This is a genomic window from Microbacterium elymi (assembly GCF_021582895.2).
Taxonomy (GTDB): domain Bacteria; phylum Actinomycetota; class Actinomycetes; order Actinomycetales; family Microbacteriaceae; genus Microbacterium; species Microbacterium humicola.
On record NZ_CP091139.2, the window covers coordinates 2044888 to 2070480 of the forward strand.

A 25593-nucleotide genomic window follows, 5' to 3' on the forward strand; every position below is an offset into this window, starting at 1 on the left:
GTGCGGTGCAACCGGGTGGAGAACACGCCCATCCAGCCGAAGATCAGGACGAAGCCGACCAGCTCGAGGGCGGCCAGGGTCAGTCCGCCGCACAGGAACACGGTGATCGCCGCGACCAGGACGATGCCCACGCCGAGGGTGACGCGCAGCATCAGCGCCGAGTACTGGCGTCGCCGGACGGCGACCACGATCAGCAACCCGAGGAATGACAGCATGATCCCGGAGGCGGCGCGGTCGTGCAGGAATCCGTTCACGTTCAGCGGGATCGCGCCCACCGCCGCCAGATGAAGCCCGGCCGAGGCGACGAAGGCGCTGAAAAGCCGCGAGCGCTTGACGCCCCGCAGGTCCTGGAGGGCGTGCATGTCGCGGCGCAGTCGGACGGCGAGGACCACGATGAGCAGGCCGGTGGCACCCATCGTGGCATTGAACACATCGCCGGAGAAATCGCGGAAGGTGCCCAGCTCGCTGAAGTGGAGCTCCGACCAGCTGCGGTCGGGTGTGGTCACGATCGACAGCGAGGTGCCGAGCGTGAGGAACGCGATGACGATCCCCGCCAGGGCGGGACTGGTCATCGCGGCGCGCACGTCGAACGTCGGGGGGTGTATGTCGCCGGAAACGGGTGTCGGCGATACGGGTAGAAGCAGAGCCATTCGGGTAGCCCACAGTGTTCGGGGCGCCTCATCCGCCCCCGGCCCCCTGGCTCCCCAGCCTCCCGGTAACGTATGCGGCGCCGGGTAGCAGTCGTCCCAAAGCTCCCCAGCACGACGGCAAGCCGTCGAAACGATATTATGCGGGTTCTCCTGAGAAAAGCACCCTTCCGCGATATCCGATGTTTCGGGGATCGTCGGGCGGGGCTGATTTCGGCCTGCCCGGCCTCGGCCAGGCGAGCTCACAGGTCGGGGCCGCTAGGCTGGATCGGTCGGCTCGAGACACCGCGGTGAACGCGGGTGGGTTTGTGAGTCTCAGGGGCCGATGGTGAGCGTCGATCGACGCACATGACCATCACATGAATGGCCCCGGCCGACGGATGTCCGGGCAGCCCGAGCGACGATCTCGGGCGCTGTTCTCGTGCGAGAGAACCCAGAAGGACGCTCCCATGCCCAAGAACAAGAAGCCCGCCGGCGGACGTCCGGCGCAGAACTTCGACCCCCGCTACGCGAGCACCGCCAAGCGCCGACCCGGCGACTCCTCCACCGGCAAGCCCGGCAGCCGCAAGCCCGCACCACCGCGGATACCGGCCGGCCGAGTCGGAGGGCGCGGAGCGCAAGCAGCGCTGGACCGCCCAGGAGCGCGCCGGACGCGACGAGGCCCGCAGCATCCGCGGCGGCGCCGAGCGGCGCGACCGCGCGCCCCGATCCGATGATCGGACCGCGCGTTACGGCGACCGCCCGCAGCGTTCCTATGCGGAGCGCCCGGAGCGTTCGCAGGATGACCGGCCCCAGCGCTCTTACGGTGACCGGCCGAAGCGTTCGTTCGGGGATCGCCCGCAGCGTTCGCAGGATGACCGGCCGCAGCGCTCCTATGGTGACCGCCCGCAGCGTTCGCAGGATGACCGGGGTCAGCGTTCCTACGGTGACCGACCCCAGCGTTCGTTCGGGGATCGCCCGCAGCGTTCGCAGGATGACCGGCCGCAGCGCTCCTATGGTGACCGTCCGCAGCGTTCGTTCGGGGATCGCCCGCAGCGTTCCTACGCGGATCGCCCGCAGCGTTCGCAGGATGACCGGGGTCAGCGCTCGTACGGCGACCGGCCGCAGCGTTCGTACGGGGACCGCCCGCAGCGTTCGCAGGATGACCGGCCCCAGCGCTCCTACGGCGACCGGCCCCAGCGTTCCTTCGACGACCGTGGCGAGCGTCGCACGGGACGTCCGGCCGCACGCTCGACCTTCCGCGACGACCGGCGCGAGCGTGCGCCGTTCCGCGACGACAGGCGCCCGGCACGCGACGCGTCGCGTGCACCGCAGCGCGATGCGAAGCAGGAGCAGCAGGTGGACGTCGTCCACGAGCGCCTGCAGGCCAACGCGGTGCAGGCCGATGAGGGTGCGACCGCGTCGTTCGCTGACCTGGGCCTCGGCCAGAACATCGTGAGCGCGCTCGCCGACCTCGGCGCGGCGCATCCGTTCCCCATCCAGGCGGCGACGATCGCCCCGATCCTCGAGGGCAAGGACGTGCTCGGCCGCGGTCGCACCGGCTCGGGCAAGACGATCGCCTTCGGCGCTCCGCTGGTCGAGGCGCTTGCGCGCGCAGGCCGGCCAGAAGCGTGAGTTCGGCCGTGCACCCCGGGCGATCATCCTCGCCCCGACCCGCGAGCTCGCGCTGCAGATCGACCGCACCGTGCAAGCCGATCGCCCGCAGCGTGGGCCTGTTCACCACCCAGATCTACGGCGGCGTGCCGCAGGCGCGCCAGGTCGGTGCGCTGAAGAAGGGCGTCGACATCGTGATCGGCACCCCCGGCCGCATCGAAGACCTCATCGAGCAGGGTCGACTGGTTCTCTCCGACATCCACTCCGTCGTCCTGGACGAGGCCGACCACATGTCCGAGCTCGGGTTCCTCGAGCCGATGCAGCGGATCCTGCGGCTCGTCCCGAACGGCGCCCAGAAGCTGATGTTCTCTGCCACGCTCGACCGCGAGGTCGCCGCGCTGGTCGACGAGTTCCTCGTCGACCCGGCCGTCTACGAGGTCGCCGGCGAAGACCAGGCCTCGAGCACGATCGACCACCGGGTGCTCGTCATCGACCACCGCGACAAGGCCGAGATCCTCACGTCGCTGGTCGATCGCGAGGGCAAGACGCTGGTGTTCGCCCGTACCCGCGCCTACACCGAGATGCTCGCCGAGCAGTTCGAGGATGCCGGGATCCGCGCCGTCGCCCTGCACGGCGACCTGAACCAGGCCAAGCGCACCCGCAACCTGAAGCGTCTGACCGACGGCAAGGTGGACGTGCTGGTGGCGACGGATGTCGCGGCCCGCGGCATCCATGTCGACGACATCGACCTGGTGATCCAGGCCGACGCGCCGGACGAGTACAAGACGTATCTGCATCGCGCGGGCCGCACCGGCCGTGCCGGGCGCACCGGAACGGTGGTCACGATGATCCCGCGCCAGCGTCGCCGGCGGATGACCGAGATGCTCGACCGCGCCGAGATCGACGCGCCGTTCGACGAGGTCCGCCCCGGGGACGACCTGCTCGAGGAGCTCGCCGGCCGCCAGGTCGACCCGGTCGCCTCCTAGCGGGGCGGGTGGGCGCGCTCTCACGGAGCGGGAAGAGGGGTTCCGTCCGAGCCGGGTCTCTGCCAGGATGGGGCGCGAGCGTTTGTCAGGACGGCGTGCGTTACCCGGCGCAGGCGTCCGGCTCGGACCCGGTTGCCCGAGCGCGCGCAGCCGAAGGAGCTTGTGGACGTGTCCTCCCGATTCACCGGAGCGGTCACCGCTGTCGTGGGCGTGCTGGTCGGCGGGGCACTCATGGCGGCCCCCGCGGCGGCGTCCTCCGCTCCCGCCGCCGCCTCCGAGCAGGCGGTGACCACCACGCTGAACGGCTACCGCAACGTCGGCTACTACGGCGGGTGGCAGGCCACCGGCGACGCCAAGGCCACCGTGAAGAAGCTGTTCGTCGACACCCCGGCGGCCAAGAACATCACGCACCTGAACTACGCGTTCGGCAACATCGCCGGCACGCAGAAGGCGCTGGATGCCGCACGCACGGCGGGCGCGCAGGGCCTGGACGACGTCGAGCCCGGCACCTGCTTCATCTCGGATCAGGCCGCCCCGGCCGCGGGCCAGACCGACGCGGCCGGAGATGCGGGCAACGACTTCGTGCGGGCGTACTCGGCGGATGAGTCGGTGCTGGGCGTGGCCGACACGAAGACGCAGAAGCTCGCCGGCAACTTCAACCAGCTGCGTGAGCTCAAGCGCCTGTACCCGGATCTGAAGATCAACATCTCGCTGGGCGGCTGGTCGTGGTCGAAGTCGTTCTCGACCGCCGTGGCCACCCCGAGAGTCGGGCGGCGCTGGCGAGCAGGCTCGCATCGACCTGTACATCAAGGGCAATCTGCCGACCATCGACGGGCGTGGCGGCGACGGCGCCGCCGCCGGGATCTTCGACGGCATCGACCTCGACTGGGAGTGGCCGGGCGCGCCGGACTGGGCGCAGGAGGTCGGCAACACGGTCGATGAGCACAAGGATGCCGCGAACTTCCTCGCCTTCGTGAAGGAGCTGCGCACCCAGCTGAACGCCCTCACCGCCCGGACCGGTTCGCCGTACCAGATCTCGGCGTTCCTGCCGGCGAGTCCGACCGTGATCACCGCCGGCGGCTGGAACGCGGCCGACCTGTTCCAATACCTCGACTACGGCAACCTGCAGGGCTACGACCTGTGGGGGTCGTGGGCCGACACCACCGGCTACCAGGGCAACATCCACGGCGACTCGGCGCACAACTGGAATCTCGGGCTCGACACGATCGTCGCCTCATACACCGACGCGGGCGTCGATCCCGCGCAAGCTGAACCTCGGCATCCCCGCATACGGCCAGGGGTGGAAGGATGCCACGGCCCAGCCGTGGGCGCCGGGTACCGGCATCCCCCAGCAGTCCTGGGACGCGCTGAAGGATCGGAAGCTCCAGATCCATCACGACTACACCGCCGAGGGCGACTTCAACGCGACGTGGGGATTCGACCCCGCCACGAAGGAGTTCTGGTCGTTCGACGACCCGTTCGCGGTGGCCGAGAAGACGACCTGGGCGACCGCGCAGGGACTCGGCGGCATCGACTTCTGGGACCTCGCCCAGGATGTCGACGGCAACCTGTCGTCGGCCGCGGCGACCGTGCTGCGCCACGCCGACCGCGGCCCGGTGAGCGGCTCGCCGGCTGTGCTCTGCCAGAACACGCCGGATGCGGCATCCCACGCCTGGAACGCGCAGACCACGTATCACTCCGGTGACCGCGTGTACCTCGACGGACACGTCTACGAGGCCCGCTGGTATGCGAAGCGGCAGGTGCCGGGCGCCTCGAACACCGGCCCGTGGAGCACCCTGACCGCATGCGGGGTGAATCCGTCGACCGTGCAACCGTGGTACGCCGACCGCGTCTACAACACGGGCGACAAGGTCACCTTCCGTGGGGCGACGTACACCGCCCGCTGGTGGACGCGCGATCAGACGCCCGGCCCCGTCTGGGGTCCCTGGCAGCGCTGACCCGCCGTTCCGCCCGGCATCCATCCATTCACCACGCGAGATCGGGAGGATGTCTCGCCTTCGCGTCTGTCATGAGACATTCTCCCGATCTCGCAGGGCGTGGATGTCGCAGGGGCATGGATGCCGCAGGTGAAGTGGATGCCGCGGGTCAGCGGGCCGCCAGCGCGCGCGAGATCCGTGCGGCCAGGGCAGTGCAGTCGGGAGAGATGTCGTCGTGGCCGACGAGCAGGGTCTTGTATCCGGCATCCTCGAACATCTGCACCCGGGTGAGATCCTTGAGCCAGCGGGACCGCGAGACGCGGTGCTCGTCGCCCTGGTACTCGATCAGCAGCCTCGCCCGCGGCCAGCCGAGGTCGGCGTGGAGCACCCCGACCGGTGTCGCGACGGGCACCTGCACGTCGGGTTCGGGCAGCCCGCGGTCGACGAGACCGAGACGCAGCAGGGTCTCCATCGCCGAGCCGACCGGGTGCCGTGCGCGGGCCAGGGCCGCGCGCATGACCCGCGTGCCGCGGCCGCGGCCGCGACGGGCGACGGCGTCGGCGAGCTGCTTCGCCGTGCAGAGGGGATGCCACCTCCGACCGTCGTAGGTCCCGCTGAGGAGATGATCGGCGACCGCGACCAGCCATTCCTCGCCGAGGGCGTCTTCCGGCGGCAATGCGGCGAGCTGGCACCAGGCCTCGTGCGCGGCGACGATCGGCAGGCCGCCGCGCACTTCGCGTTCGATCGCCGCGTCGGAGCTTCCCCAGCCTGCGGACGCCTGCACGCTCCAACCGATGGTGCGAGCCGATGACGAGCACGTCCAGGTCGTCGGCAGCATCGTCGCCGTCGGGGAGCGGGCCGCCCGCAGCCTGACGGCCGTCCGATGACTGAACCAATGGTCGGCTCGCATCACCGGCAGCAGCGTCTCGCACCGCTCGGTGAGGCCTCAGATCGACGCCGTTCGTGTAGACGCCGTGGAACGGATGCCCGAGGTCGGCGTGTGCGAGACGTCGACGCGAGACGCCGGCCTGACGCGCATCGGCGTAGGTGAAGGTCGATCCCAGCGGTTCGTCCGGAAGTCTGCGCGGCATCCCTCGATCATCGCGAAACCGGCCGATTGCGTGCGGCGGTTATCCACAGGCTGAAGTCGATGGATGTGCGAGATCGGGGAAATGTCACGAACGCCGGCGTGCGGCGGGACATCTTCCCGATCTCGCGTGGAGAAAGCGAGAGTCCGGAGGCTGCGGGCAGGAAGAGCGGTGGGTGGGAGGCCGGAGGCTGCGGGCAGGAAGCGTCGCGGGTGGGAGGCCCGAGGCGGCGGGCGGGAAGAGTGGCGGGTGGGAGGCGGAGGAGCGGGGAAGAGTGGCGGGTGGCCGGTTCAGAAGAGCCGGTCCGCCTCGACGGCGCGGCCGCGCGACGTCGTGACGACCCCGACCCGGGCCGCCGCGGCCGACGGGGCCGATGGCCGGCGCGGCGGATCGTCCTCTTCGGCGTGGCCGCCGAGCCCGTGCACGCGCAGCAGGGGCCGGACCCGCTTGTTCAGCCAGGTGCGATACCCCTTCGGCGCGTAGGCGGAGGCGCCCGGGTACAGCCCGCGATACGACGACACGAGCTCGGGATGCTCGCGCTCGAGCCACTGCAGGAACCACTGCTTCGCTCCGGGCCGCAGGTGCAGCGCGCCGAAGACCACGCGCACCGCTCCGGCGGCCCTGATCCGGGACAACGCGTCATCGAGCTGCGGGATGGAGTCGGTCAGGTGCGGCAGGATCGGCATCAGGAACACCGTCACCGCGAACCCGGCGTCGGTCGCCGCCCGCACCGTCTGCAGCCGCGCCGTCGCGGTCGGAGTCCCCGGCTCGATCGAGTGCTGCAGGGCGTCGTCGAACACCGCGATCGACATCGCCAGCGAGACGCGCACGCGGGACGCGGCGTCGGTCAGGATCGGCAGGTCGCGGCGCAGGAGCGACCCCTTCGTGAGGATCGAGAACGGCGTGCCCGAGTCGGCCAGCGCGGCGATGATGTCCGGCATCAGCCGGTACCGGCCCTCGGCGCGCTGGTACGGATCGGTGTTGGTGCCGAGCATGACCGGCTCGCGTGCCCAGCTGCCGCGGGCCAACTCGCGCCGCAGCACCTCGGCGACGTTCACCTTCACCACGATCTGCGAGTCGAAGTCGTGCCCGGCGTCCAGGTCGAGGTACTCGTGCGTGCCTCGAGCGAAGCAGTTGTGGCTCACGACACCGTTCGCGATGAAGTCTCCCGTTCCGGTCGTGATGTCGACCATGTCGATGGTGGTGCCGAGATCCTCGATGCTGACGATGCGAAGGTCGGCGACGGACTTCAGCGCAGTACCGATGATGCCCATCTTGCGGGTGATGGCTGGGTGAACGAGGTGGAAGAAGCGCTGTCGCACTGGCAAGCCACCCACGGTCCGCACGACATGGACGCCGTTCGGGCGGGGTGGTTCTCGAACGAACGGAATGTCATGCGTGGTGAACGCTTCCTCCAGCAGCCGGAGATAGTCCGCGTCCTTGTTGAAGATCCGAAGCACTCCCCGAGAGCAGGAACCTTCGGCGTCGAAGGCCCCCGCAAGGAACCCTGCATACCATGCGGCATTCGTCCTGAGTGGGGTGGCGATGAGTGCGGAAATGCGCGCGACGTCGCGTTGCTTCGCGGTGTGGATAGCGGTGAGCTCGCGGCGAACCACCGTTGCCGGCGTGAATGGGCGCGTGTACGTCTGTACATCCTCCGCAAGCAACATGAGGCGGACGCGGTCCAGCGCTTCGACATCCGTCAGGGCAAGACGGAACCTGTGGACAGGGCGTACCCGAACGCCGTCATCGTACGTCTTGTGGAAGATCATGCCGTCACCGCGGATCATTCCGGCGAGATATCCACGCCGGTAATCCGAGCTCGACTCGTCGGCTCCGACCGTCGCCGCCATGCCGAAGCCGAGGAGCCGGTTGCGCGTGGTGAGGTAAGGGCGCCGGCCACTCCCACTCATCGCGCCGCTCACGTGCTTCCAACCTCGCTCAGTCAAGAAGCGATGGTCGCCACTCGCGACCAGTACCGTGCCGTCAGCGAGTGTGATTCGGAACGCACGCTTGCGCGTGGACCACTTCGCCTTCACTTGGGTGCGGACGTAGCGGCGATAGTCGCCTTCACTCTGGGTGCCGATGATCTCGTCGCCGACCCGCAAATCGGCGATCGGGCGCTGTCGTCCATCGGCCATCAGGACGAGGGTGTCTGGTGACAAGCAGTATGCACAGGCATGGCTGCATCCCCGATACGGATTGACGGTCCAGTCGAACGGCATGGCCGACATGCCGGGCACGCGGTTGAGGGCGCTCTTGGCCATCACCTCGTGGAATGTCATGCCGGCGAAGTCGGGCGTGGTCACCGAGCGGACGAACCCGTCCATGCGGTCGAGGCCGGGCAGCGCGGCGGCGTCCACCGCACCCAGTTCCTGACCCTGCCACCGCATGCTCCCATGGGAACAGAATTACGAACGCATGTCAAGCAGCGGAATCCGACTCTCGAAGAGCGCGCGTTCTCCTCGCATCCTCAGGCCGAGCGGGGCAGAATGGGGCGGGTGACGGTTCCCGACCCGCACGACCCCCCGATCGATCGTGCCCCGATGACGCGGCGTGCGCTGCGCGCCGCGCACGAGAGGGCGGATGCTGCGGCCGAGACGCCGACTGCTCCGATTCCGATCGTCTCAGCCGGTTCCGACACCCCGTCGCATCCACCGATCTTCAAGCCGCCGCCCCCGCCGCTGCGCGCGCAGACCGCGCCCGTCCGCACGCGTCCGGTGCCGCTGATCGCCATGCGCCCCGCCGAGGCGAGCCGGCCCCGGCACGCCCGGCGCCCCCGGCACCGCGTGGCAGCCCGGGTGGCGATGGCTGCGGCATCCCTCCTCGTCATCGGCGGCGGGGGAGCCGCCGGCGCCCTCGCGCTGAGCCCCGGCCCCGCCGACGAGCCGATCTCGGCAACCGCAGACATCACCGCCTCGAAGCTCCTGGCTGCCCCGACCGAGACCGCCGCCCAGGCCCCGACCTCTGCCGCCCGCACGCCGAGCCCCATCACCGGTCAGGTCGACGGGACCGTCGCCGCCCCGGCATCCCTCGCCCTGTGCGAGACCCCGAGCTTCACCAAAGCCCTCGCCGCGCACGACGATGTCGCCGCGATCGCGGCGGCCGGCGGCGGCGAACGGTTCCGCACGGCGGTCGTCGACGGGCAGGCGCCGTGCGTGTCGTTGTCCGACCCGACCCGGTTGTGGACCGTGGTCGACAAGACCCGACCGTTCGAGCCGGTCGACTACACGCCGTCGCCCGTGCGGGGGCCCGTCGACGTGCGCAGGCATCGAGGGTGACGGGCTGCGGGCGGATGCCGCGACCGCCCTGACCCGGATGGTGAAGGCGGCGAAATCCGACGGCGCCGGCGAGATCGCGTTGGAGAGCGGGTATCGCTCGTACAAGACGCAGGCAGAGTTCCTACGGGCAGCAGGTCCGGATGCGGGGGACGGCGAAGGCCGACCTGGTCAGCGCGCGCCCCGGGTACAGCGAGCACCAGTCCGGGCTCGCGGGTGACCTCGTGCCGTGCGACGGCGGCACCTGCGGCACGCTCGATGACCTGGCCGGGACGCCGCAGGGCGACTGGATCGTCGACCACGCGTGGCAGTACGGCTGGATCATCCGCTACGAGAAGGGCCACACCGACGTCTCGGGCTATCTGCCCGAGCCGTGGCACCTGCGCTACATCGGCATCGACTTGGCGAAGGCTTACCACGACGGCGGCTGCCACACGCTCGAGGAGTTCTTCGACCTGCCGGCGGCGCCCGACTACGCGGGCTGACGCCGGTCGTTTGTGCACTCCGGTGCGGCCGGGGCGCGGCATCCGTCGTTTCCTTGTCGGTGGCACTGAATGCCATCGACGATGACACTGGATGCCGCGTAGGATCGACGTGCCGCGGCGCGGCAGCGCGCCGCCCATTGAACACTCGGTGAAGAGAGAGGGCTGCCCGCCATGGACCGGGAGATCTACGACGAGGACCACGAGGCGTTCCGCGACGTCGTCAAGGAGTTCATCAAGCGCTACGCCACGAACGAGAAGCGCGAGCAGTGGGATGCCGACGGTGAGATCGACCGGGCGACGATGCTCGCCGCGGGCGAGGCCGGGATCATCGGCCTGTCGGTCCCGGAGGAGTTCGGCGGCGCCGGGATGCTGCAGGACTACCGCTTCCGGGCGATCGTGCTCGAAGAGACCATCCAGTCCGGCAACGGCTCGCTGGCCGGCGCGTTCGGCATCCAGGACGACCTCGCAGTGCCCTACCTGGTGCACATGGGCACCGACGCGCAGAAGCAGAAGTGGCTGCCGAAGATGGCCACCGGCGAGGTGCTCGGCGCGCTCGCGATGACCGAGCCGGGCGCGGGCTCGGACCTGCGCGGCATCAAGACCACCGCCAAGAAGGTCGACGGCGGCTACCTCGTCAACGGCGCGAAGACGTTCATCTCCAGCGGCAAGACCGCCGATGTCGTCGTGACGTTCGTCAAGACGGGCGAGGGCAATCGCCCGGACGCGTTCAGCCTCGTCCTGATCGAGGACGGGATGGAGGGCTTCGATCACGGCAAGAAGCTGAACAAGGTGGGCTTCCACGGCTGGGACACCGCCGAGCTCAGCTTCACCGATGTGTTCGTGCCGGAGGAGAACCTGATCGGCGGCGTCGAGGGCAAGGGCTTCATCCAGCTGATGATGAACCTGCCGCTGGAGCGGCTGTCGATCGGCGTCGCGGCCGCGGCTGCCGGCGAGGCCGCGCTGAAGTGGACGCTGGACTACACGCTGAGCCGGGATGCGTTCGGCAGCCGGTCGCGGACTTCCAGAACACCCGGTTCGCGCTGGCCGACATGGCGACCACGGTCGACGTGATGTGGGCGTACATCGATCGTGCGATGCTGCTCTACAAGGACCGCAAGCTCACGCCGGAGGAGGCCGCGAAGGTCAAGTTCTGGGCCACTGAGCGCGAATGGGAGCTGCTGGACCTGGGCGTGCAGCTGCACGGCGGGTACGGCTACATGCTCGAGTACCCGATCGCCCGCGCCTGGACCGACGCGCGCGTCCACCGCATCTACGGCGGTACGAACGAGGTCATGCGCGAGATCGTCGCGCGTCAGGTGACCGGCCGCAAGTAGGGGCCGGGGCTCAGGCGTCGGCGGCCGGCGTCGCGGCGATGACGGCGACCGCGCGCGCGAGCTCGTCGCCGGTGGGGATCGCATCCGGGCTCATCAGCCAGAGGATGCCGAGGCTCTGCACGAGCACGTAGTCGAGCTTCGCGACCGCTTCGACGTCGGCGTCGGCGAGCTCCGGCCGAGCGGCGCGCAGCTGCTCGGCCATGCCGGCGTAGCCCTGACCCGTCGCCGCGGCGAGCTCGCGGCTCGTCGTCCCGTCGCGCAGCACGCGCACCGCGTTCTCCAGGCTCGCCAGCAGCGCCTCGCGGTTGGCGGCGAAGATCTCGGGCATCCGGTTCCACAGCGCGGCGAACCCGTCGAGCAGGGGGCGTCGGCGTGCTCGGCGACGACGTTCTCCATGGCATCGCCGATGCCGCTGCCCAGCGACTGCGTGAGCGCCTCGGTGATCAGCCGCTCCTTCGACCCGAAGTGGTAGCCGATCGCGGCGAGGCTGACTCCGGCCGCCGTCGCGATCTCGCGCGCGGTCGCTCGGGCCACTCCCTGCTCGAGGATCACCTGGCGCGCGCCGGCGAGAAGGTCTTCGCGGTTGCCCATGGCGCCAGTCTAAGACAAATGAATGAGACGCGCGTACTAGACAGATGTGCAAGCGGTCTGTTAGACATACGTATTAGACATTTGTCTCATCAGATTGGAGCACCTCATGACAACGCACGACAGCAGCATCCGCGTCCTCGTCTCGGGCGGCGGCATCGCCGGCCTCGCTCTCGCCCTGCAGCTCGTCCGCCAGGGCGTCCGCACCACCGTGGTCGAGCGCGCGAGCGCGCCCCGGCCCGGCGGGCAGGCGGTCGACCTGCGCGGCGCCAGTCGTGAGGTGGCCGAGCGGATGGGCCTGATGCCCGGCATCGAGCCGCACCGGCTTGCACGAGGAGGGCCTGGCCTACGTCGACGGCCGCGGACGCGTGTTCGGCCGCATGTCGATGGCCGCATTCGACGGACAGGGCGCCGTCGCGGAGGTCGAGATCGCACGCGGCGACCTCGCCGACGTGCTCCTGGCGGAGCTGACTGCCGCCGCCGAGGCCGCGCCCGGCCTGCTCGACCTGCGCTACGACGACCGGATCACGGCGCTCGACCCTGCCCTCGACGGCGTGGACGTCGCGTTCGAGCACGGCGCGCCCGAGCGCTACGACGTCGTGGTCGGCGCGGACGGCGTGCATTCGGCCACGCGGCGGCTCGCCTTCGGGCCGGAGGAGCGGTACGCCACCGGGCTGGGCGGATACGCCGCCTTCTTCACGATGCCCACGCCCGCCGACATCGAGCCGGGATGGTTCTCGATGCGGTTCGTGCCGGGGGCCACCTTCGGCATCCGGCCCGACCTCGACCCGACGACGGCGAAGGCGATGCTGACCCTGCGCGTGGACAGCGATCCCCGGCTTGCGCGCAGACCGCGGCCGGCAGGAGGCGCTGATCCGCGGCCTGCTGCAGGATGCGGGATGGCGCGCGCCCGAGATCCTCGACGCGATGGCCGCGGCATCCGACTTCTACTTCGACGAGCGCTGCGCATCGACCTGCCGAGCGCGGTGAAGGGCCGCATCGCGCTGCTCGGCGACGCCGCCTCGTGCGGCTCGCCCATGACCGGCATGGGCACCGCCACCGCCCTCGTCGGCGCCTACCTGCTCGCCGCGCGCATCGCGGATGCCGGCGGCGACCTGACCGGCGCGCTGCGAGCAATACGACGCCGACATCGCGCCGTTCGCCGAGGCGGGCAAGAAGGTTCCCGGGGGCGGCATCCAGCGGATGGTGCCGGCGAGCCGCGCCGAGGCCGCCCTCTCGCGGGTCATGACCGGGCTGATGATGTCGCGACCCGCGCGTCCGATCGTGCGCCGCATGTTCGTCCAGGGGGCGGACGACCTCGCGCTTCCGGTCGGACGCGACGCACCTGCGCGCGTCGCGTCCGCTCGCTAGCCTGGGGGCGGGCAGCGGAAGGGGAGTGCATGGCGTACGACCCGGATCGGGAGTGGCCGTTCCTTGCCCGGGACGCCGAGCTGGACGCGCTGTGCACGACGATCCGGGCCGGTGTCGACACTCCGGATGCTCCGGGCGGGGCCGTCATCGTCGCGGGTGCGGGTGTGGGGAAGACGCGGCTCGCCCGTGAGGCCGCGCAGGCCGCCGCCGCCCGCGGCATCCCGACGCTGCGGGTGGTCGGCACGCGTGCGACGCGGCAGACGCCGTACGCGGCGGTCGCCCACCTCGCCGCCCACGCGGGGCCGGAGGAGGATGCCGCGGCCCGCTACCGCGCGGTCGCCGCGGCGCTGCCGGCCGACCCGCGACCGCTGCTCGTGGTCGACGATGCGCAGCTTGCTCGACCCGGCCAGCGCCGCCCTGATCCTGCACCTGGTGATCACCGCGGCGGTCACGGTGATCGCGACCGTGCGCCGCGGGGCCGTCGTCCCCGACCCGATCACGGCGCTGTGGGCGGACGAGCTGGTCACGCGGATCGACCTGACGCCCTTGCCCCCGCGGGAGCTGGAGGAGGTGCTGCGGGCCGCCCTCGACGAGCGCATCACCGCCGCCAGTGCGCACCGGCTCGCGGCCACCGCGGCCGGCAACGCCCTGTACGCGCGGGAGCTCGTGCGCGCCGCGGTCGCCTCGGGGGCGCTCGCCGAGACGGACGGAGTCTGGACCTGGGACGGCACCGTCGTGGTGGGCGATCGGCTGGTGGATGCCGTCGGCCGCCGCCTGGGCGGACTGTCGGCCGGTGACCGCGTCGCGCTGACCCGGCTCGCGGTGGGCGAGCCGCTGTCGCTCGGGCTCGCCGAGCGGGTCGCCGAGCCCGACGCCCTCGCCCGGCTCGAGCGCGAAGGCCTGATCCGGATCGAGGACGGGCTGTGCCGCCTGGACCATCCGGTGTTCGCGGACGTGCTGCTGACGGATGCGGGGGTGGCGACCACGCGTGCCGCGCTTGCGCATCCTGGTCGAGGCGTCCGAGCAGCTCTCTCCCGGCGAGGACCTGCTGCGCCGCACCACGTGGCGCCTGGAGAGCGGGATCGCTCCGCCGCCGGACGACCTCGTGCGCGCGGCACGACTGGCGCTGACGGCGTTCGACCCGGCACGGGCCGCGCGCCTGGCCGAGGCGGCGATCGATGCGGGCGCGGCGGATGCGGCGCAGGCGCGCGTGGTGTGGGCCATCGCCTGCAACCAGCAGGTGCGGTTCGCCGAGGCCGCGCGGCTGCTCGCCGTGGCCGAGCGCGATGTCCTGCGCACCGGTTCGCCGGCGCTCCGCCGCGAGTGGCTGGACGCGAGCGTGGTCGCGCTGCACCAGGGGCTGGGCCGGACCGCGGATGCGGAGCACCTCCTGGAGCGGGTCGAGGCCGCGACATCCGCCCGCCCCGCCGACCGTCGGCTCGCCCGCGCGCTGCGCGCGAACATCCTCGCCGACGACGGGCGACTGGCCGAGACCGTCGACCTGACCCGCGCCGTCCTGGGCGACGATGCGCCGCCGGACTACGCCGCCGTGGTCGCCGCATCCTCCCTCGGCGAGGCGCAGGCCACGATGGGGCTGACCCACAGCGCGCGGCAGACCCATCGGATGCTCTACGCGCTGAAGGACGCGGGGGTGCCCGAGGCGCAGCGCGCCGGAGACTACGCGGCGCTGCAGGAGCTGATGTGCCAGATGCTGGAGGGCCGCGTCGACGAGGCATCCGTCGTCGCCGAGGGCGTCTACCGGATGCTGGTGGCCGGCCACGAGCACACCACGGTCGGGCTCGCCGCACTGGTGGCGGGGCGGTGCCGGCTCGGACAGGGCAGGATCGCCGAGGCCGCGCAGACCATGCGCGAGGCGGTCGACCTGCTTGCGCCGCACCGATCTGGACGGCGCGCTGCCCTGGGCGCTGAGCATCCTCGCCCAGATCGAGGCGCTTGCGCGGCGACGTGGGCGCCGCGCAGGAGGCGCTGGACGAGAGCCGCATTCAGCACCGCACACCGGTGCCCGCCCGCTCGCGGTTCGACCTGATCCTGGCCGAGGTGCGCGTCCGCGCTGCGGCCGGCGACCGCACCGGGGCCGTCCGCATCGCCCTCGCCGGCACGACACACGCCGGCGCGGACGGAATCGAGCAGTTCACCGTGTACCGGGCCCAGCTGAAGTACCTCGCCGCCCTGCAGGGCGGCGATGCGGCACTGCTCGCCCCGGAGCTGGCGGCGGATGCCGCGGCCTGCGAATCCGAGCTGGTCGCGCTCATCGCCGACGCCGTCTCGGCGCTGGCGGCGTCGGATCCGACGACGCTGGCCCGAATCGGCGAGCGGTTCGAACAGCGGGGGCTGCGGCTGGAGGCGATGGACGCGGCCACGGCGGCCGCTCGCCTCCTCCGCGAGGACGGACAGGCCGCCCGCGCCGCACGTCTGGAGACGCGCGCTCTGCGACTGGCCCGGCAGTGCGGCGTGGAGATGCCCCGCTCGCCGACCGGCAGGCTCCGGCTCAGCCGGCGCGAGCAGGAGGTCGCCGCGCTCGCCGCGGAGGGACGGGCCAACGCCGAGATCGCGCAGCGGCTCACGCTCTCTGTCCGTACCGTCGAGTCCCACCTCTATCAGGCATTCGGCAAGCTCGGGTGCGAGCGTCGCGAAGACCTGGCCGCGGCGCTGTCGCCGACACCCGATCGCCCGGAGACGTTCTCAGAGTTCTGATCCGACGCAGAAGGAACGCTCAGCGCGCTCTGGGCGGTCTTTGTCATTCCGAAGTGCTTACTGAGGAGAAGGAAGTTGCGCGCCACGGCACAAGCAACCGCGCCACGCTCAAGCCGGGAGGCTCAGCATGAAACTTCATCTTTCGGGCGCATCGCGCCGGCTCCTGCTGCCGGCCGTGATCGTCGCCGCCGCATCCATCGCCCTGGTCGGCTGTTCCGGGTCATCCAGCCCCGGCACGACGACGGCACCCAACGCGAACGCGCCAGGCAAGGCATCCGACACCATCTCGTGGGCGCTGCCGCCGGGCACCGTGCCGAACTGGATCTGGCCGTTCTCGCCGATCGCCGACTTCTCGGTGACCAACGCCGAGATGCAGTCGATGATGTACCGCACCCTGTATTGGTTCGGTGACAACGGCAAGACCGGTGTCGACGACTCGCTGAGCCTCGCGAACGAGCCCGCGTACAGCAACGGCGGCAAGACCGTGACGATCACGCTCAAGCCGTACGTCTGGTCGAACGGCGAGAAGCTCACCGCGCAGGACGTGCTGTTCTGGATCAACATGGACAAGGCCGAGAAGGCCAACTACGCCGGCTATGCGCCCGGACAGTTCCCCGACAACATCGTCAGCGCGAAGGCCACGAACGACACGACGGTGGTCCTGACCACAGACAAGGCCTACAGCCAGCAGTGGTTCCTGTTCAACCAGCTCAGCCAGATCACGCCGATGCCGATGGCCTGGGACGAGACCAGCGCCACAGCGAAGGGCGACTGCGTGACGGACATCAGCGGCTGCAAGGCCGTGTTCGCGTACCTGACTGCGCAGTCCAAGGACCTGCCGAGCTACGCGACCAGCAAGGTCTGGTCGGTGGTGGACGGGCCGTGGAAGCTGAAGAGCTTCAACTCGGACGGGCACGTCGACTTCGTGCCGAACCCCACTTACGCCGGGCCGCAGAAGGCGCAGGTGAAGGACTTCAAGATGGTGCCGTTCACCACCGACACCGCGGAGTTCAACGTGCTGCGCGGCGGGAGCACCCTCGACGTCGGATACATCCCGACGCAGGACATCGCCAAGCCGAAGCCGGCCGACACCTCGCCGGCCTCTCCTGGCCCGAACCCGCTGAACTCGAACTACCAGCTGCTGCCGTGGTTCCTGTACGGATTCAACTACTTCCCGATCAACTACAACAACCCCACCGTGGGCCCGATCTTCACGCAGCTGTACTTCCGCCAGGCCCTGCAGTCGGTCGTCGACCAGCAGGGGATCATCTCGTCCACCGCGAAGAACTACGGCGTCCAGACCACCGGTCCGGTTCCGCTGTTCCCGGACAGCCCGCTCGTGTCGCAGACCGAGAAGGACAACCCGTATCCGTTCAGCATCGCCAACGCGAAGAAGTACCTCACCGACAACGGGTGGGACGTGGTCCCGAAGGGGACGACGACCTGCGCGAAGCCCGGAACCGGAACCGGTGAGTGCGGCGCGGGCATCGCGGTGGGTCAAGCGCTGACCTTCACGCTCCCGTATGCCAGCGGCAACGCGACGATCGACACCGCGATGGCATCGCTCAAGTCGAACGCGGCCCAGGTCGGGATCACCCTGAACCTCAAGTCCGAGCCGTTCAACTCGGTCACCGGAGCGACCGTGCCGTGCTCGGGCAAGACCTGCACCTGGCAGATGGGCAACTGGGGCGGCGGCTGGGTGTACGCACCCGACTTCTACCCGACCGGCGAGCTGCTGTTCGCCACCGGTGCCGGGTCGAACTCGGGCAGCTACTCGAACGCCACCCTCGACAAGCTGATCGCCGCGACGAACACGCAGAGCGGCACCGCGGTGCTGCAGGCGTACGAGGACTTCATGGCCAAGAACGTCCCGGTCATCTACCAGCCCAACTACACCTACTCGCTCACCGAGATCGCCAACGGGCTGAAGGGCTACACCTCGAACAACCCGTACGGGTACATCACGCCGGAGGAGTGGCACTACTGATCAGCAGCACATGACGGGCACGACCGGCGGGAGGCGCAAGCGATGGTCGGATACATCATCCGGCGCCTCCTGCAGGCCGTGCTCGTCGTCCTCGTGGTGACGATCATCGTCTTCCTCCTGCTGGACTCGCTGCCCGGGGGCCGGCGCGGGCCATCCTGGGGCCGCGCGCGACCCCGCTGCAGATCCAGCAGTTCGACGTCGCGAACGGTCTGGATCAGCCTCTGATCGTCCAGTACTTCACGACCGTGGGCGGCTGGGTCACCGGGAACTTCGGGTTCTCATACGTGCTGAACCAGTCGGTCGGCTCGCTGCTGGTCGAGCGGCTGCCCAAGACGATCATCCTGGCGGTGCTGGCGCTCGTGCTGACCGTCATCGTCGCGATCCCGATCGGCATCTACCAGGCGGTGCGGCGCAACCGCACCTTCGACTACGTCGCGACCGGGCTCTCGTTCATCTTCTACGCGGCGCCGACGTTCTTCCTTGGGCTCATCATGATCGAGATCTTCTCGTCGTACCTGGGCTGGCTGCCGCCCGAGGCGCCGCAGTCCGACGGCGTGGTCCCGATCTTCCAGGACTTCGACGCGATGATCCTGCCCATCGTCACCCTGGCGCTGCTGGGCATCGCCGGCTTCTCCCGGTACATGCGCTCCTCGGTGCTGGACAACGTGAGTCAGGACTACGTGCGCACCGCGCGCGCGAAGGGCGCGTCGTCGTCCCGCGTGCTGTGGCGGCACGTGCTGCGCAACGCGCTCATCCCCATCATCACGCTGCTCGGGCTGTCCCTCCCGGCGCTGTTCGCCGGAGCACTCATCACCGAGTCGATCTTCAACTTCCCCGGGATGGGGCTGCTGTTCTGGCAGGCGGCGCAGCAGTCCGACTACCCAGTCGAGATCGGCGTCGTCATCATCACCGCGTTCGCGACCGTGATCGGCAACCTCCTGGCCGACATCTCCCTGGCCGCCATCGATCCGCGAGTGGCGCTGTGAGGGCGAGATCATGACGACGCAGCTGGGCGGACCCCCTCCGGTCGAACCGGTGGGCGGGCTGGATGCCGCGGCCCCGCAGGTCGCGGCATCCATCGCCACCGGCGGGACCATCGCGGGGCGTCCGAAGAGCCTGTTCCGGCTCGGGTTCGAGGTGTTCGTCCAGAACCGGCTGGCGATCGTGGGAATCGTCGTGGTCGCGCTCGCGGTGCTGTTCTGCTTCGTCGGCCCGCTGCTCTACCGCACCGACCAGGTCACGGTGGACCTGACATCCGCGAACCTGGCGCCCGGGCCGGGGCATCCCCTCGGAACCGACGGGTCCGGCTACGACGTGCTCGGCCGCCTCATGGTGGGCGGGCAGACCTCGCTCATCGTGGGGTTCGCAGCCGCGGCGATCGCCACGATCGTCGGCACCGTATGGGGCGCGATCGCCGGCTTCTTCGGCGGTGTCGTGGACGGCGTGATGATGCGCATCGTCGATGCGATCCTGGCGATCCCGATCCTGTTCCTGCTGCTGTTCCTGGTCACGATCGTGCGGCCGTCGCTGCCGGTGATGATCTTCGTGATCGGACTGACGGCCTGGCTGGTGCCCGCCCGGCTCGTGCGCGGCGAGTCGCTCACGCTGCGGGTGCGCGAGTACGTGCAGGCGGTGCGCGTGATGGGCGGGTCGTCATGGCGGTCGGTGACCCGGCACATCATGCCGAACGTGGTGGGCACGGTGATCGTGAACGCGACGTTCCAGGTCGCCGACGCGATCCTGCTGGTGGCCTACCTCGGCTACCTCGGGTTGGGCATCTCGCCACCGGCCACCGACTGGGGCGGCATGCTCAGCAACGGCACGCAGTACGTGTTCCTGAACTACTGGTGGCTGATCTACCCGGCGGGGTTGGCCATCATCATCGTCGTGGTGGCCGTCAACCTCGTCGGCGACGGACTGCGCGACGCGGTCGAGGTGCGGCTCGAGCGCCGCTGAGGGGGGGTCATGGCGCTTCTGGAGGTGCAGGGGCTGAGCTGCGACATCCGGCTCAGCAAGTCCGTCGTGCACGCCCTCGACGACGTGTCGTTCACGGTGGATGCCGGTGAGACAGTGGGCCTGGTCGGTGAATCCGGATGTGGCAAGACCATGACGGCGATGTCGATCGAGCGGCTGCTGCCGCCGGGCGGCCACCTGGTCGGCGGCCACGTGCTCTTCGACGGCCGAGACCTGACGACGCTGCCCGAGTCGCACATGCGCGAGGTGCGCGGCGGCGACATCGGGATGATCTTCCAGGACCCGATGACGAGCCTGAACCCGGTCCAGAGCATCGGCGAGCAGGTCGCCGAGCCGCTGCCGCCGCATCGTGGGATGTCGCGGTCGCAGGCGCGCGAACCGGTGCTCGAGATGCTGCGGCTGGTCGGCATCCCGCACCCCGAGCAGCGGATGGACAGCTACCCGCACCACCTGTCGGGCGGGCAGCGGCAGCGCATCATGATCGCGATGGCGCTGATCTGCCGGCCCAAGCTGCTGATCGCCGACGAGCCCACGACGGCGCTGGATGTCACCGTGCAGAAGCAGATCCTCGAGCTCATCGACCGGCTGCGGACCGAACTCGGGATGGCCGTCATCCTCATCACCCACGACCTCGGCGTGATCGCCGGCCGCGCCGACCGCGTCGTCGTGATGTATGCGGGCAAGGTCGCCGAGACGGCCGAGACGCAGACGCTTTTCACTCAGCCCCGGCATCGGTACACCGAGGCGCTGTTCGAGGCGCTGCCCGAGCGCGCCGCCGGCTCCGGCGAGAGGCTCTACTCGATCCCTGGGCTTGCCGCCGGACCTGATCGACCCGCCGCACGCGTGCCCGTTCGCGCCGCGCTGCCGGTTCGCGATCGAACGGTGCCGCACCGAGATGCCGCAGCTCGAACCGGCCGGCGCCATCTCCGGTGAATCGGGGATCAGCGCCGATCCGTCCCATCGGTTCGCGTGCTTCGTGCCGCGCACTGAACCGCTGCCGGCGCCCGCCGAGATCGCGGCCGCACGCGCGCCCGCGGCGGACGCGGCATCCAGCGACGACCGCGAATGGGTCGCCCCCACCCGGTTCATCCCCGCGGACGGCGTGCCGCTGCCGAGCTGGACCGGCTGGTGAAGGACTTCCCGGTGACCCGTGGCGCCCTGCCGGCGCAAGGTCGGGGCGATCAGCGCGGTGGCCGGGGCGAGTCTGCGGGTCGCGCGCGGGCAGACCGTGGGGCTGGTCGGCGAGTCGGGATGCGGCAAGACCACGCTCGGGCGGCTCATCGTCGGGCTCGACCTGCCGACCGACGGGCGGATCCTGTTCCGCGGACGGCCCCTCGCGCACCGGCACCGTCGCGACCTGCGCGAGGACCGGAGCAACGTGCAGTTCATGTTCCAGGACGCGTACGCCTCGCTCGACCCGCGCATGCGGGTGCGGGCGATCCTGCGCGAGCCCCTGGAGATCCAGCACGTCGGCACGGCGCGAGACCGCGATCGGCGGGTCGACGAGCTGCTCGAGGACGTCGGCCTGCCTCGGCGGGCGGCCGAGCGCTACCCGCATGAGTTCTCCGGTGGGCAGCGGCAGCGCATCGGCCTTGCCCGGGCGCTCGCGCTCAAGCCGGCGCTGATCGTCGCCGACGAGCCGGTGTCGGCGCTGGACGTGTCGATCCAGGCGCAGGTGCTGAACCTGATGAAGGCTAGCAGCGCGACCGCGAGCTGACCTATCTGTTCATCAGCCACGACCTGTCGGTGGTGCGCTACCTGTCGGACGTGATCGCGGTGATGTACCTCGGCAAGATCGTCGAGATCGGGCCGGCGGCCGAGGTGTATGCGGCGCCGCAGCACCACTACACGCGCGGGCTGATCGATGCGATCCCGGTGGCCGATCCGGTCGCCGAGCGCGCGAAGGCCAAGCTCGGTGTCGGCGGCGAGCTGCCGTCCGCTCTGAACCCGCCCAGCGGCTGCCGGTTCCGCACGCGGTGCCCGATGGCGCAGGAGATCTGCGCCCGGGTCGAGCCGATGCTGCGCGTCGGCGGCGGACCGTCGCAGGACGCGGAGGATGCCGCGGCCCTCGGTGACGGCGCGGGCGCAGTGCCGCACCGGGTCGCCTGCCACTTCCCGCTGCAGATGACGACGGCCGGGCTCATCCCGGGGCGTCCCGACCTGCCGCGGCCCGAGCAGGGGGGTTGATATATCCCCGCCCACGCGAGATCGGCAATATGTGCGGTTTTGACGCCCTGGGCGTGCATCTTCCGGATCTCGCGAACGGTCCGGGGCCTTCTTCCGCGGCAGCGGCTACTGGCCGCCAGGGGAAGAACGTGCCGAACAGGGCCGCCGAGACCGCCAGGAACAGCAGCGCGAACACGACATCGCGCGCACGGAACGGCACCGGGTGGCGCTCGGTGCGGTCCGGGAACGCGCCGAAGGCACGGGCATCCATCGCCAGCGCCACCCGTTCGGCGTGCCGGATGGCGCCGGCCAGCAGGGGCACGATCGAGCCGAGGCCGCGACCCAGCGCGGCGAACGGACCGCGCCGGTCGCCGGCCGCGCGCACGCGATGCGCCTGCCGGATGACCTCGTACTCGCGTCCGAACCGGGGCACGAAGCGGAAGGCGGCGATGGCCGTGTAGCCGACGCGGTAGGGAACGCGCAGCTGCTGGACCAGCGACCGGGCCAGGTCCGGCCCGGTGGTGGTCAGGCCGGCGATCAGGGCGAGGGCGATGATCGCCGCCAGCCGCAGGCCGGTCGCCAGGCCGGTCTGCAGGGCCGCGCCGTAGAGCACCCAGTCGCCGATCCGGAGCACGGTCACGCCGTGGTCGACGCCGGCCGGATCGGCCCACAGCGAGAAGCCGAGACTCATCACCGCCGCCAGCACCGGGATCACCGCGAACAGCATGACCGCCAGCCGCGCGGTCAGGCGCGCACCGACGAGCACCACCGCATATGCGAGGGCGAGGAAGGCGAGCGGCGTGGCCAGGTCGCGCACGAAGACCAGGAGGATCATCGCCGGCGCCGGCGAGAGGCTTGGCCAGCGGGTTCAGCCGGTACAGGAAGCGCACCGGCGAGGCGGGGGCCGATTCGGCGTACGGGTCCAGCGGCAGGGAGGCGGTGCTCACGGTGCGCCCTCCACGGGGCCGGGCAGGTCGGCCAGCCGGGTGATGGCGGCCAGCTCGGGGTGGCCGGCCAGCATGGCCAGGGCGAGGCGCAAGCGGCGGTGGGCGGAGCCCGGCCCGGGCGATCAGCGCGGCGTCGGCGAAGACATCCGCCGTCGGCCCATCGGCGAGGACCCGCCCGTCGCCGAGGACCACCGCGCGGGACGCGTACTCGGTGACCAGCTTGCATGTCGTGCGTGACCACGATGACGGTGGTCCCGTCGGCGTTGAGCCGGGCCAGCAGATCGAGCAGCTCGTCGGCGCGGGCCCGGTCCTGGCCGAACGTGGGCTCGTCCAGCGCGAGCACCGGCGCGCCGGCCACGAGGGCGGTGCCCACCGAGAGGCGGCGCTTCTGCCCGCCGGAGAGCAGGAACGGATGCACGTCGGCGCGGTCGGTCAGTCCGAACCGCGCGAGCACGTCCGCGATCTGTGCCTCGGCGTCCGCGCGCGGCAGATGCCGCAGGCCGTACGCCAGCTCGTCGTGCACGGTATGGGCGACGAACTGGTGCTCCGGGTTCTGGAAGACGAACCCGATCCTGCCGGTGATCTCGCGCGGCTTCATCCGGGTGATGTCGCGGCCGTCGATCCGCACCGTCCCGCGGGGCGGGCGGGTGACCCCGGCGATCGCGTGCAGCAGGCTCGTCTTGCCGGCCCCGTTAGCCCCGATCACGGCGACGAACTCGCCGGCGCGGATGTCGAGGTCGACCTCGTGCAGAACCTCGGTCCGGCCGCGGCGCAGCGTGAGGCCCCGGACCAAGACGACGGGATGCGTGTCGGGTCCGAGCGGGGACGTGTCAGGTCCAAGCGGGGACGTCTCAGGTCCCTGAGCGAGGGAGCGCAGCGACCGAGACGAAGGGCCGGCCACCGCAATGTCCCGGCGCTTCGTCTCGCTTCGCTCGCTCAGCGACCTGGGAGCCGGGGTTCCCCGCTCGCTCAGCGACCTGGGGGCCGGGGCTCCCGTCTCGCTCAGCGACCTGGGGGCCGGGGCTCCCGTCTCGCTCAGCGACCTGGGGGCCGGGTTTCCCGTCTCGCTCAGCGACCTGGGGGCCGGGGGCGGGCAGGCCTCCAGCGCGGCGCGCAGCTCGGACGGGGTCAGCGGCAGCGGGTCGAGCGCGTATCCGGCGCGGCGCAGCGTGAGCGCGGCCAGCGCCGAGGTCGGCAGCCACACGCCGAGCGCGTGCAGTTCGGCCGCCCGTGCGCGCAGGATGTCGTCGACCGGACCGTCCGCGATGGTGCGGCCCGCGGCATCCAGCACCACCACGCGGTCGACGAACTCGACGGCGTGATCGAGGTTGTGCTCGACCAGCACGATGGCGCGGTCGCCGGAGGCGACGATCTCGGCCAGCGCCGCGTACACCTCTTCGATGCCCTGCGGGTCGAGGTTGGCGGTCGGCTCGTCGAGCACGAGCACCGGCGATCCGAGGGCCAGGGCGGCGGCGATCGCCAGGCGCTGGCGCCCCCCGCCGGACAGGGCGTCCGGGTTCTCGTGGCGGCGATCCCACAGGCCGACGCGCCGCAGCGCGGTCTCGGAGCGGCCGAGCACCTCGGCCACCGGCAGCCGCAGGTTCTCGGGCCCGAACGCGACCTCGTCCAGCACCGTGCCGGTGACCTGCTGGGCGTCGGGGTCCTGGAAGACCATGCCGACCCGGGTGGACAGCACCGACACCGGCGTCTCGACGGTGTCCAGGCCCCCCACGCGGACCATCCCGGTGACCTCGGCGGGGATGTCGTGCGGGATCAGTCCGTTCAGGGCCAGGGTGAGCGTCGACTTGCCGGATCCGCTCGGACCCAGGCGAGCACCACCTCGCCGCGGCGCACCTCGAACGTCGCAGCGAGCGGGGTGAAGGCATCCTCGCCCGCGTGCCGGATGGCGAGATCGCGCACGCGCAGCAGCGGCACGGCCCCGGTCATCGCCGGCCGATGCCGGCCTGATGAAGGCCCGCGCCGATCGCCAGGGCGATGGCGGTCCAGGCGATCGGGCCGAGGACCGAGAGCACGAGGTAGGAGATCTGCGCCCACGGCGCCATCGAGGCGAGGTTGACGACGAAGCCGACCACGACCGCCACGAGGATGCCGATCACCGCGCCGGAGATGAAGAAGCGCCACGCCCGCCACACCCGGTATCGGGTGACGGCGGCCACGAGTTCCTGGATGCCGCCGAACAGCACCGCGGTGCCCAGGAACCGCCCCGCCCACTGCGGCGCCATCGCGCTGGCCACGAGCGCCGCGAGCACATGCGCCAGCAGCGCCACCCAGGGCAGACGCAGCACCTCCTGCGCGATGATGCCGGGAATCACGTGCGCGCCCAGGACGAAGCCGTAGATGATCGGCACCCCCGCGATCACGACCGGGGTCACCCAGCCGGCGATACCGCCGAGGATGCCGGAGGCCACGCCGATCGCCGCGCACACCAGCAGGACGCGGGTGGAGAGGGCGGAGGTCGCGGGCATCCGTCCAGTCT

At 70.8% G+C, this 25593-nt stretch carries 20 protein-coding genes and 8 pseudogenes; 20 read left to right on the forward strand and 8 right to left on the reverse strand.

What is annotated here, in order from left to right:
* Nucleotides 1-77 precede the first annotated feature (77 nt).
* Nucleotides 78-650, reverse strand: a pseudogene (locus L2X98_RS11130) (DUF998 domain-containing protein); the annotation flags it as partial.
* Nucleotides 651-1096: 446 nt separating this feature from the next.
* Here L2X98_RS11130 and L2X98_RS11135 point away from each other — a divergent pair.
* From L2X98_RS11135 to L2X98_RS11150, 5 genes and pseudogenes are all read left to right on the forward strand, one after another.
* Nucleotides 1097-3226, forward strand: a pseudogene (locus L2X98_RS11135) (DEAD/DEAH box helicase).
* A gap of 168 nt (nucleotides 3227-3394) precedes the next feature.
* Nucleotides 3395-4168 (forward strand): glycosyl hydrolase family 18 protein, encoded by a 774-nt coding sequence (locus tag L2X98_RS11140; protein WP_259610948.1) that lies wholly within the window; start codon nucleotides 3395-3397, stop codon nucleotides 4166-4168.
* A pseudogene (locus L2X98_RS20990) lies at nucleotides 4101-4421 on the forward strand (glycosyl hydrolase family 18 protein); the annotation flags it as partial. The gene L2X98_RS11140 and the pseudogene L2X98_RS20990, both read left to right, overlap by 68 nt.
* 85 nt (nucleotides 4422-4506) lie before the next feature.
* Nucleotides 4507-4722, forward strand: a pseudogene (locus tag L2X98_RS20995) (hypothetical protein); the annotation flags it as partial.
* Between the two features lie 213 nt (nucleotides 4723-4935).
* A complete protein-coding gene (locus tag L2X98_RS11150; RefSeq protein ID WP_259610949.1) occupies nucleotides 4936-5184 on the forward strand; it encodes a carbohydrate-binding protein in 249 nt (82 codons plus the stop codon).
* 148 nt (nucleotides 5185-5332) lie between these two features.
* On the opposite strand, the gene L2X98_RS11155 is transcribed toward L2X98_RS11150, so the two are convergent.
* On the reverse strand, nucleotides 5333-5947 hold the full coding sequence (locus tag L2X98_RS11155; RefSeq protein ID WP_259610950.1) for a putative endonuclease domain-containing protein: 615 nt from the start codon (nucleotides 5945-5947) through the stop codon (nucleotides 5333-5335).
* Nucleotides 5948-6541: 594 nt separating this feature from the next.
* Complete coding sequence (locus tag L2X98_RS11160) at nucleotides 6542-8644, reverse strand: intein-containing Rv2578c family radical SAM protein (RefSeq protein WP_259610951.1); 2103 nt, start codon at nucleotides 8642-8644, stop codon at nucleotides 6542-6544.
* Between the two features lie 153 nt (nucleotides 8645-8797).
* Between L2X98_RS11160 and L2X98_RS11165 the strand changes: the two genes are divergently transcribed.
* The 3 genes and pseudogenes from L2X98_RS11165 (at nucleotide 8798) to L2X98_RS11180 (ending at nucleotide 11348) form a co-directional block, all read left to right on the forward strand.
* Nucleotides 8798-9532, forward strand: a complete 735-nt coding sequence (locus L2X98_RS11165; protein ID WP_259610952.1) for a hypothetical protein — start codon at nucleotides 8798-8800, stop codon at nucleotides 9530-9532.
* Between the two features lie 140 nt (nucleotides 9533-9672).
* Nucleotides 9673-10014 (forward strand): M15 family metallopeptidase, encoded by a 342-nt coding sequence (locus L2X98_RS11175; RefSeq protein WP_259610954.1) that lies wholly within the window; start codon nucleotides 9673-9675, stop codon nucleotides 10012-10014.
* Between the two features lie 171 nt (nucleotides 10015-10185).
* Nucleotides 10186-11348 (forward strand): annotated as a pseudogene (locus tag L2X98_RS11180) (acyl-CoA dehydrogenase family protein).
* Nucleotides 11349-11358: 10 nt separating this feature from the next.
* Here the strand turns inward: L2X98_RS11180 and L2X98_RS11190 are convergent.
* Together L2X98_RS11190 and L2X98_RS21000 are read right to left on the reverse strand one after the other, a co-directional pair.
* Entirely contained in the window at nucleotides 11359-11676 is a 318-nt protein-coding gene (locus tag L2X98_RS11190) for a hypothetical protein (protein ID WP_259613411.1), read from the reverse strand.
* A 167-nt stretch (nucleotides 11677-11843) separates the two neighbouring features.
* Nucleotides 11844-11939, reverse strand: a pseudogene (locus L2X98_RS21000) (TetR/AcrR family transcriptional regulator); the annotation flags it as partial.
* 106 nt (nucleotides 11940-12045) lie between these two features.
* Between L2X98_RS21000 and L2X98_RS21005 the strand changes: the two are divergent.
* The 12 genes and pseudogenes from L2X98_RS21005 to L2X98_RS11255 all read left to right on the forward strand — a co-directional run.
* Nucleotides 12046-12204 (forward strand): annotated as a pseudogene (locus L2X98_RS21005) (FAD-dependent oxidoreductase); the annotation flags it as partial.
* Between the two features lie 58 nt (nucleotides 12205-12262).
* Complete coding sequence (locus L2X98_RS11205; protein WP_259610958.1) at nucleotides 12263-14104, forward strand: Rossmann-fold NAD(P)-binding domain-containing protein; 1842 nt, start codon at nucleotides 12263-12265, stop codon at nucleotides 14102-14104.
* Nucleotides 14105-14304: 200 nt separating this feature from the next.
* On the forward strand, nucleotides 14305-15354 hold the full coding sequence (locus L2X98_RS11210; protein ID WP_259610959.1) for a hypothetical protein: 1050 nt from the start codon (nucleotides 14305-14307) through the stop codon (nucleotides 15352-15354).
* The gene (locus tag L2X98_RS11215; RefSeq protein WP_259610960.1) at nucleotides 15327-16022 is read left to right on the forward strand and encodes a helix-turn-helix transcriptional regulator; all 696 of its coding nucleotides are present in this window, start codon (nucleotides 15327-15329) and stop codon (nucleotides 16020-16022) included. Before L2X98_RS11210 ends, L2X98_RS11215 begins: the two co-directional genes overlap by 28 nt.
* Nucleotides 16023-16149: 127 nt before the next feature.
* A complete protein-coding gene (locus tag L2X98_RS11220; RefSeq protein ID WP_259610961.1) occupies nucleotides 16150-18009 on the forward strand; it encodes an ABC transporter substrate-binding protein in 1860 nt (619 codons plus the stop codon).
* A 42-nt stretch (nucleotides 18010-18051) separates the two neighbouring features.
* On the forward strand, nucleotides 18052-18234 hold the full coding sequence (locus L2X98_RS11225) for a hypothetical protein (protein WP_259610962.1): 183 nt from the start codon (nucleotides 18052-18054) through the stop codon (nucleotides 18232-18234).
* A 20-nt stretch (nucleotides 18235-18254) separates the two neighbouring features.
* Complete coding sequence (locus L2X98_RS11230) at nucleotides 18255-18995, forward strand: ABC transporter permease (RefSeq protein ID WP_259610963.1); 741 nt, start codon at nucleotides 18255-18257, stop codon at nucleotides 18993-18995.
* A gap of 10 nt (nucleotides 18996-19005) precedes the next feature.
* Nucleotides 19006-19965: an ABC transporter permease gene (locus tag L2X98_RS11235; protein WP_259610964.1), complete on the forward strand. Its 960-nt coding sequence runs from the start codon at nucleotides 19006-19008 to the stop codon at nucleotides 19963-19965.
* 9 nt (nucleotides 19966-19974) lie between these two features.
* Nucleotides 19975-20916 carry an ABC transporter ATP-binding protein gene (locus L2X98_RS11240; RefSeq protein ID WP_259610965.1) on the forward strand — a complete coding sequence of 314 codons (942 nt, stop codon included), beginning with the start codon at nucleotides 19975-19977 and terminating at the stop codon, nucleotides 20914-20916.
* A gap of 43 nt (nucleotides 20917-20959) precedes the next feature.
* A complete protein-coding gene (locus L2X98_RS11245) occupies nucleotides 20960-21115 on the forward strand; it encodes a hypothetical protein (RefSeq protein WP_259610966.1) in 156 nt (51 codons plus the stop codon).
* An 18-nt stretch (nucleotides 21116-21133) separates the two neighbouring features.
* The gene (locus tag L2X98_RS11250) at nucleotides 21134-21700 is read left to right on the forward strand and encodes an ATP-binding cassette domain-containing protein (RefSeq protein WP_259610967.1); all 567 of its coding nucleotides are present in this window, start codon (nucleotides 21134-21136) and stop codon (nucleotides 21698-21700) included.
* A 29-nt stretch (nucleotides 21701-21729) separates the two neighbouring features.
* Nucleotides 21730-22170 (forward strand): oligopeptide/dipeptide ABC transporter ATP-binding protein, encoded by a 441-nt coding sequence (locus L2X98_RS11255; protein WP_259610968.1) that lies wholly within the window; start codon nucleotides 21730-21732, stop codon nucleotides 22168-22170.
* On the opposite strand, the gene L2X98_RS11260 is transcribed toward L2X98_RS11255, so the two are convergent.
* The 3 genes and pseudogenes from L2X98_RS11260 to L2X98_RS11275 all read right to left on the reverse strand — a co-directional run bounded on the left by L2X98_RS11260 (nucleotide 22124) and on the right by L2X98_RS11275 (nucleotide 25582).
* Nucleotides 22124-22984 carry an energy-coupling factor transporter transmembrane component T gene (locus L2X98_RS11260; RefSeq protein WP_435526190.1) on the reverse strand — a complete coding sequence of 287 codons (861 nt, stop codon included), beginning with the start codon at nucleotides 22982-22984 and terminating at the stop codon, nucleotides 22124-22126. The genes L2X98_RS11255 and L2X98_RS11260 overlap by 47 nt on opposite strands.
* Nucleotides 22985-23092: 108 nt before the next feature.
* Nucleotides 23093-25043, reverse strand: a pseudogene (locus tag L2X98_RS22295) (ABC transporter ATP-binding protein).
* On the reverse strand, nucleotides 25040-25582 hold the full coding sequence (locus L2X98_RS11275) for an ECF transporter S component (RefSeq protein WP_259610969.1): 543 nt from the start codon (nucleotides 25580-25582) through the stop codon (nucleotides 25040-25042). The pseudogene L2X98_RS22295 and the gene L2X98_RS11275 overlap by 4 nt, the downstream one beginning before the upstream one ends.
* Nucleotides 25583-25593 lie beyond the last annotated feature (11 nt).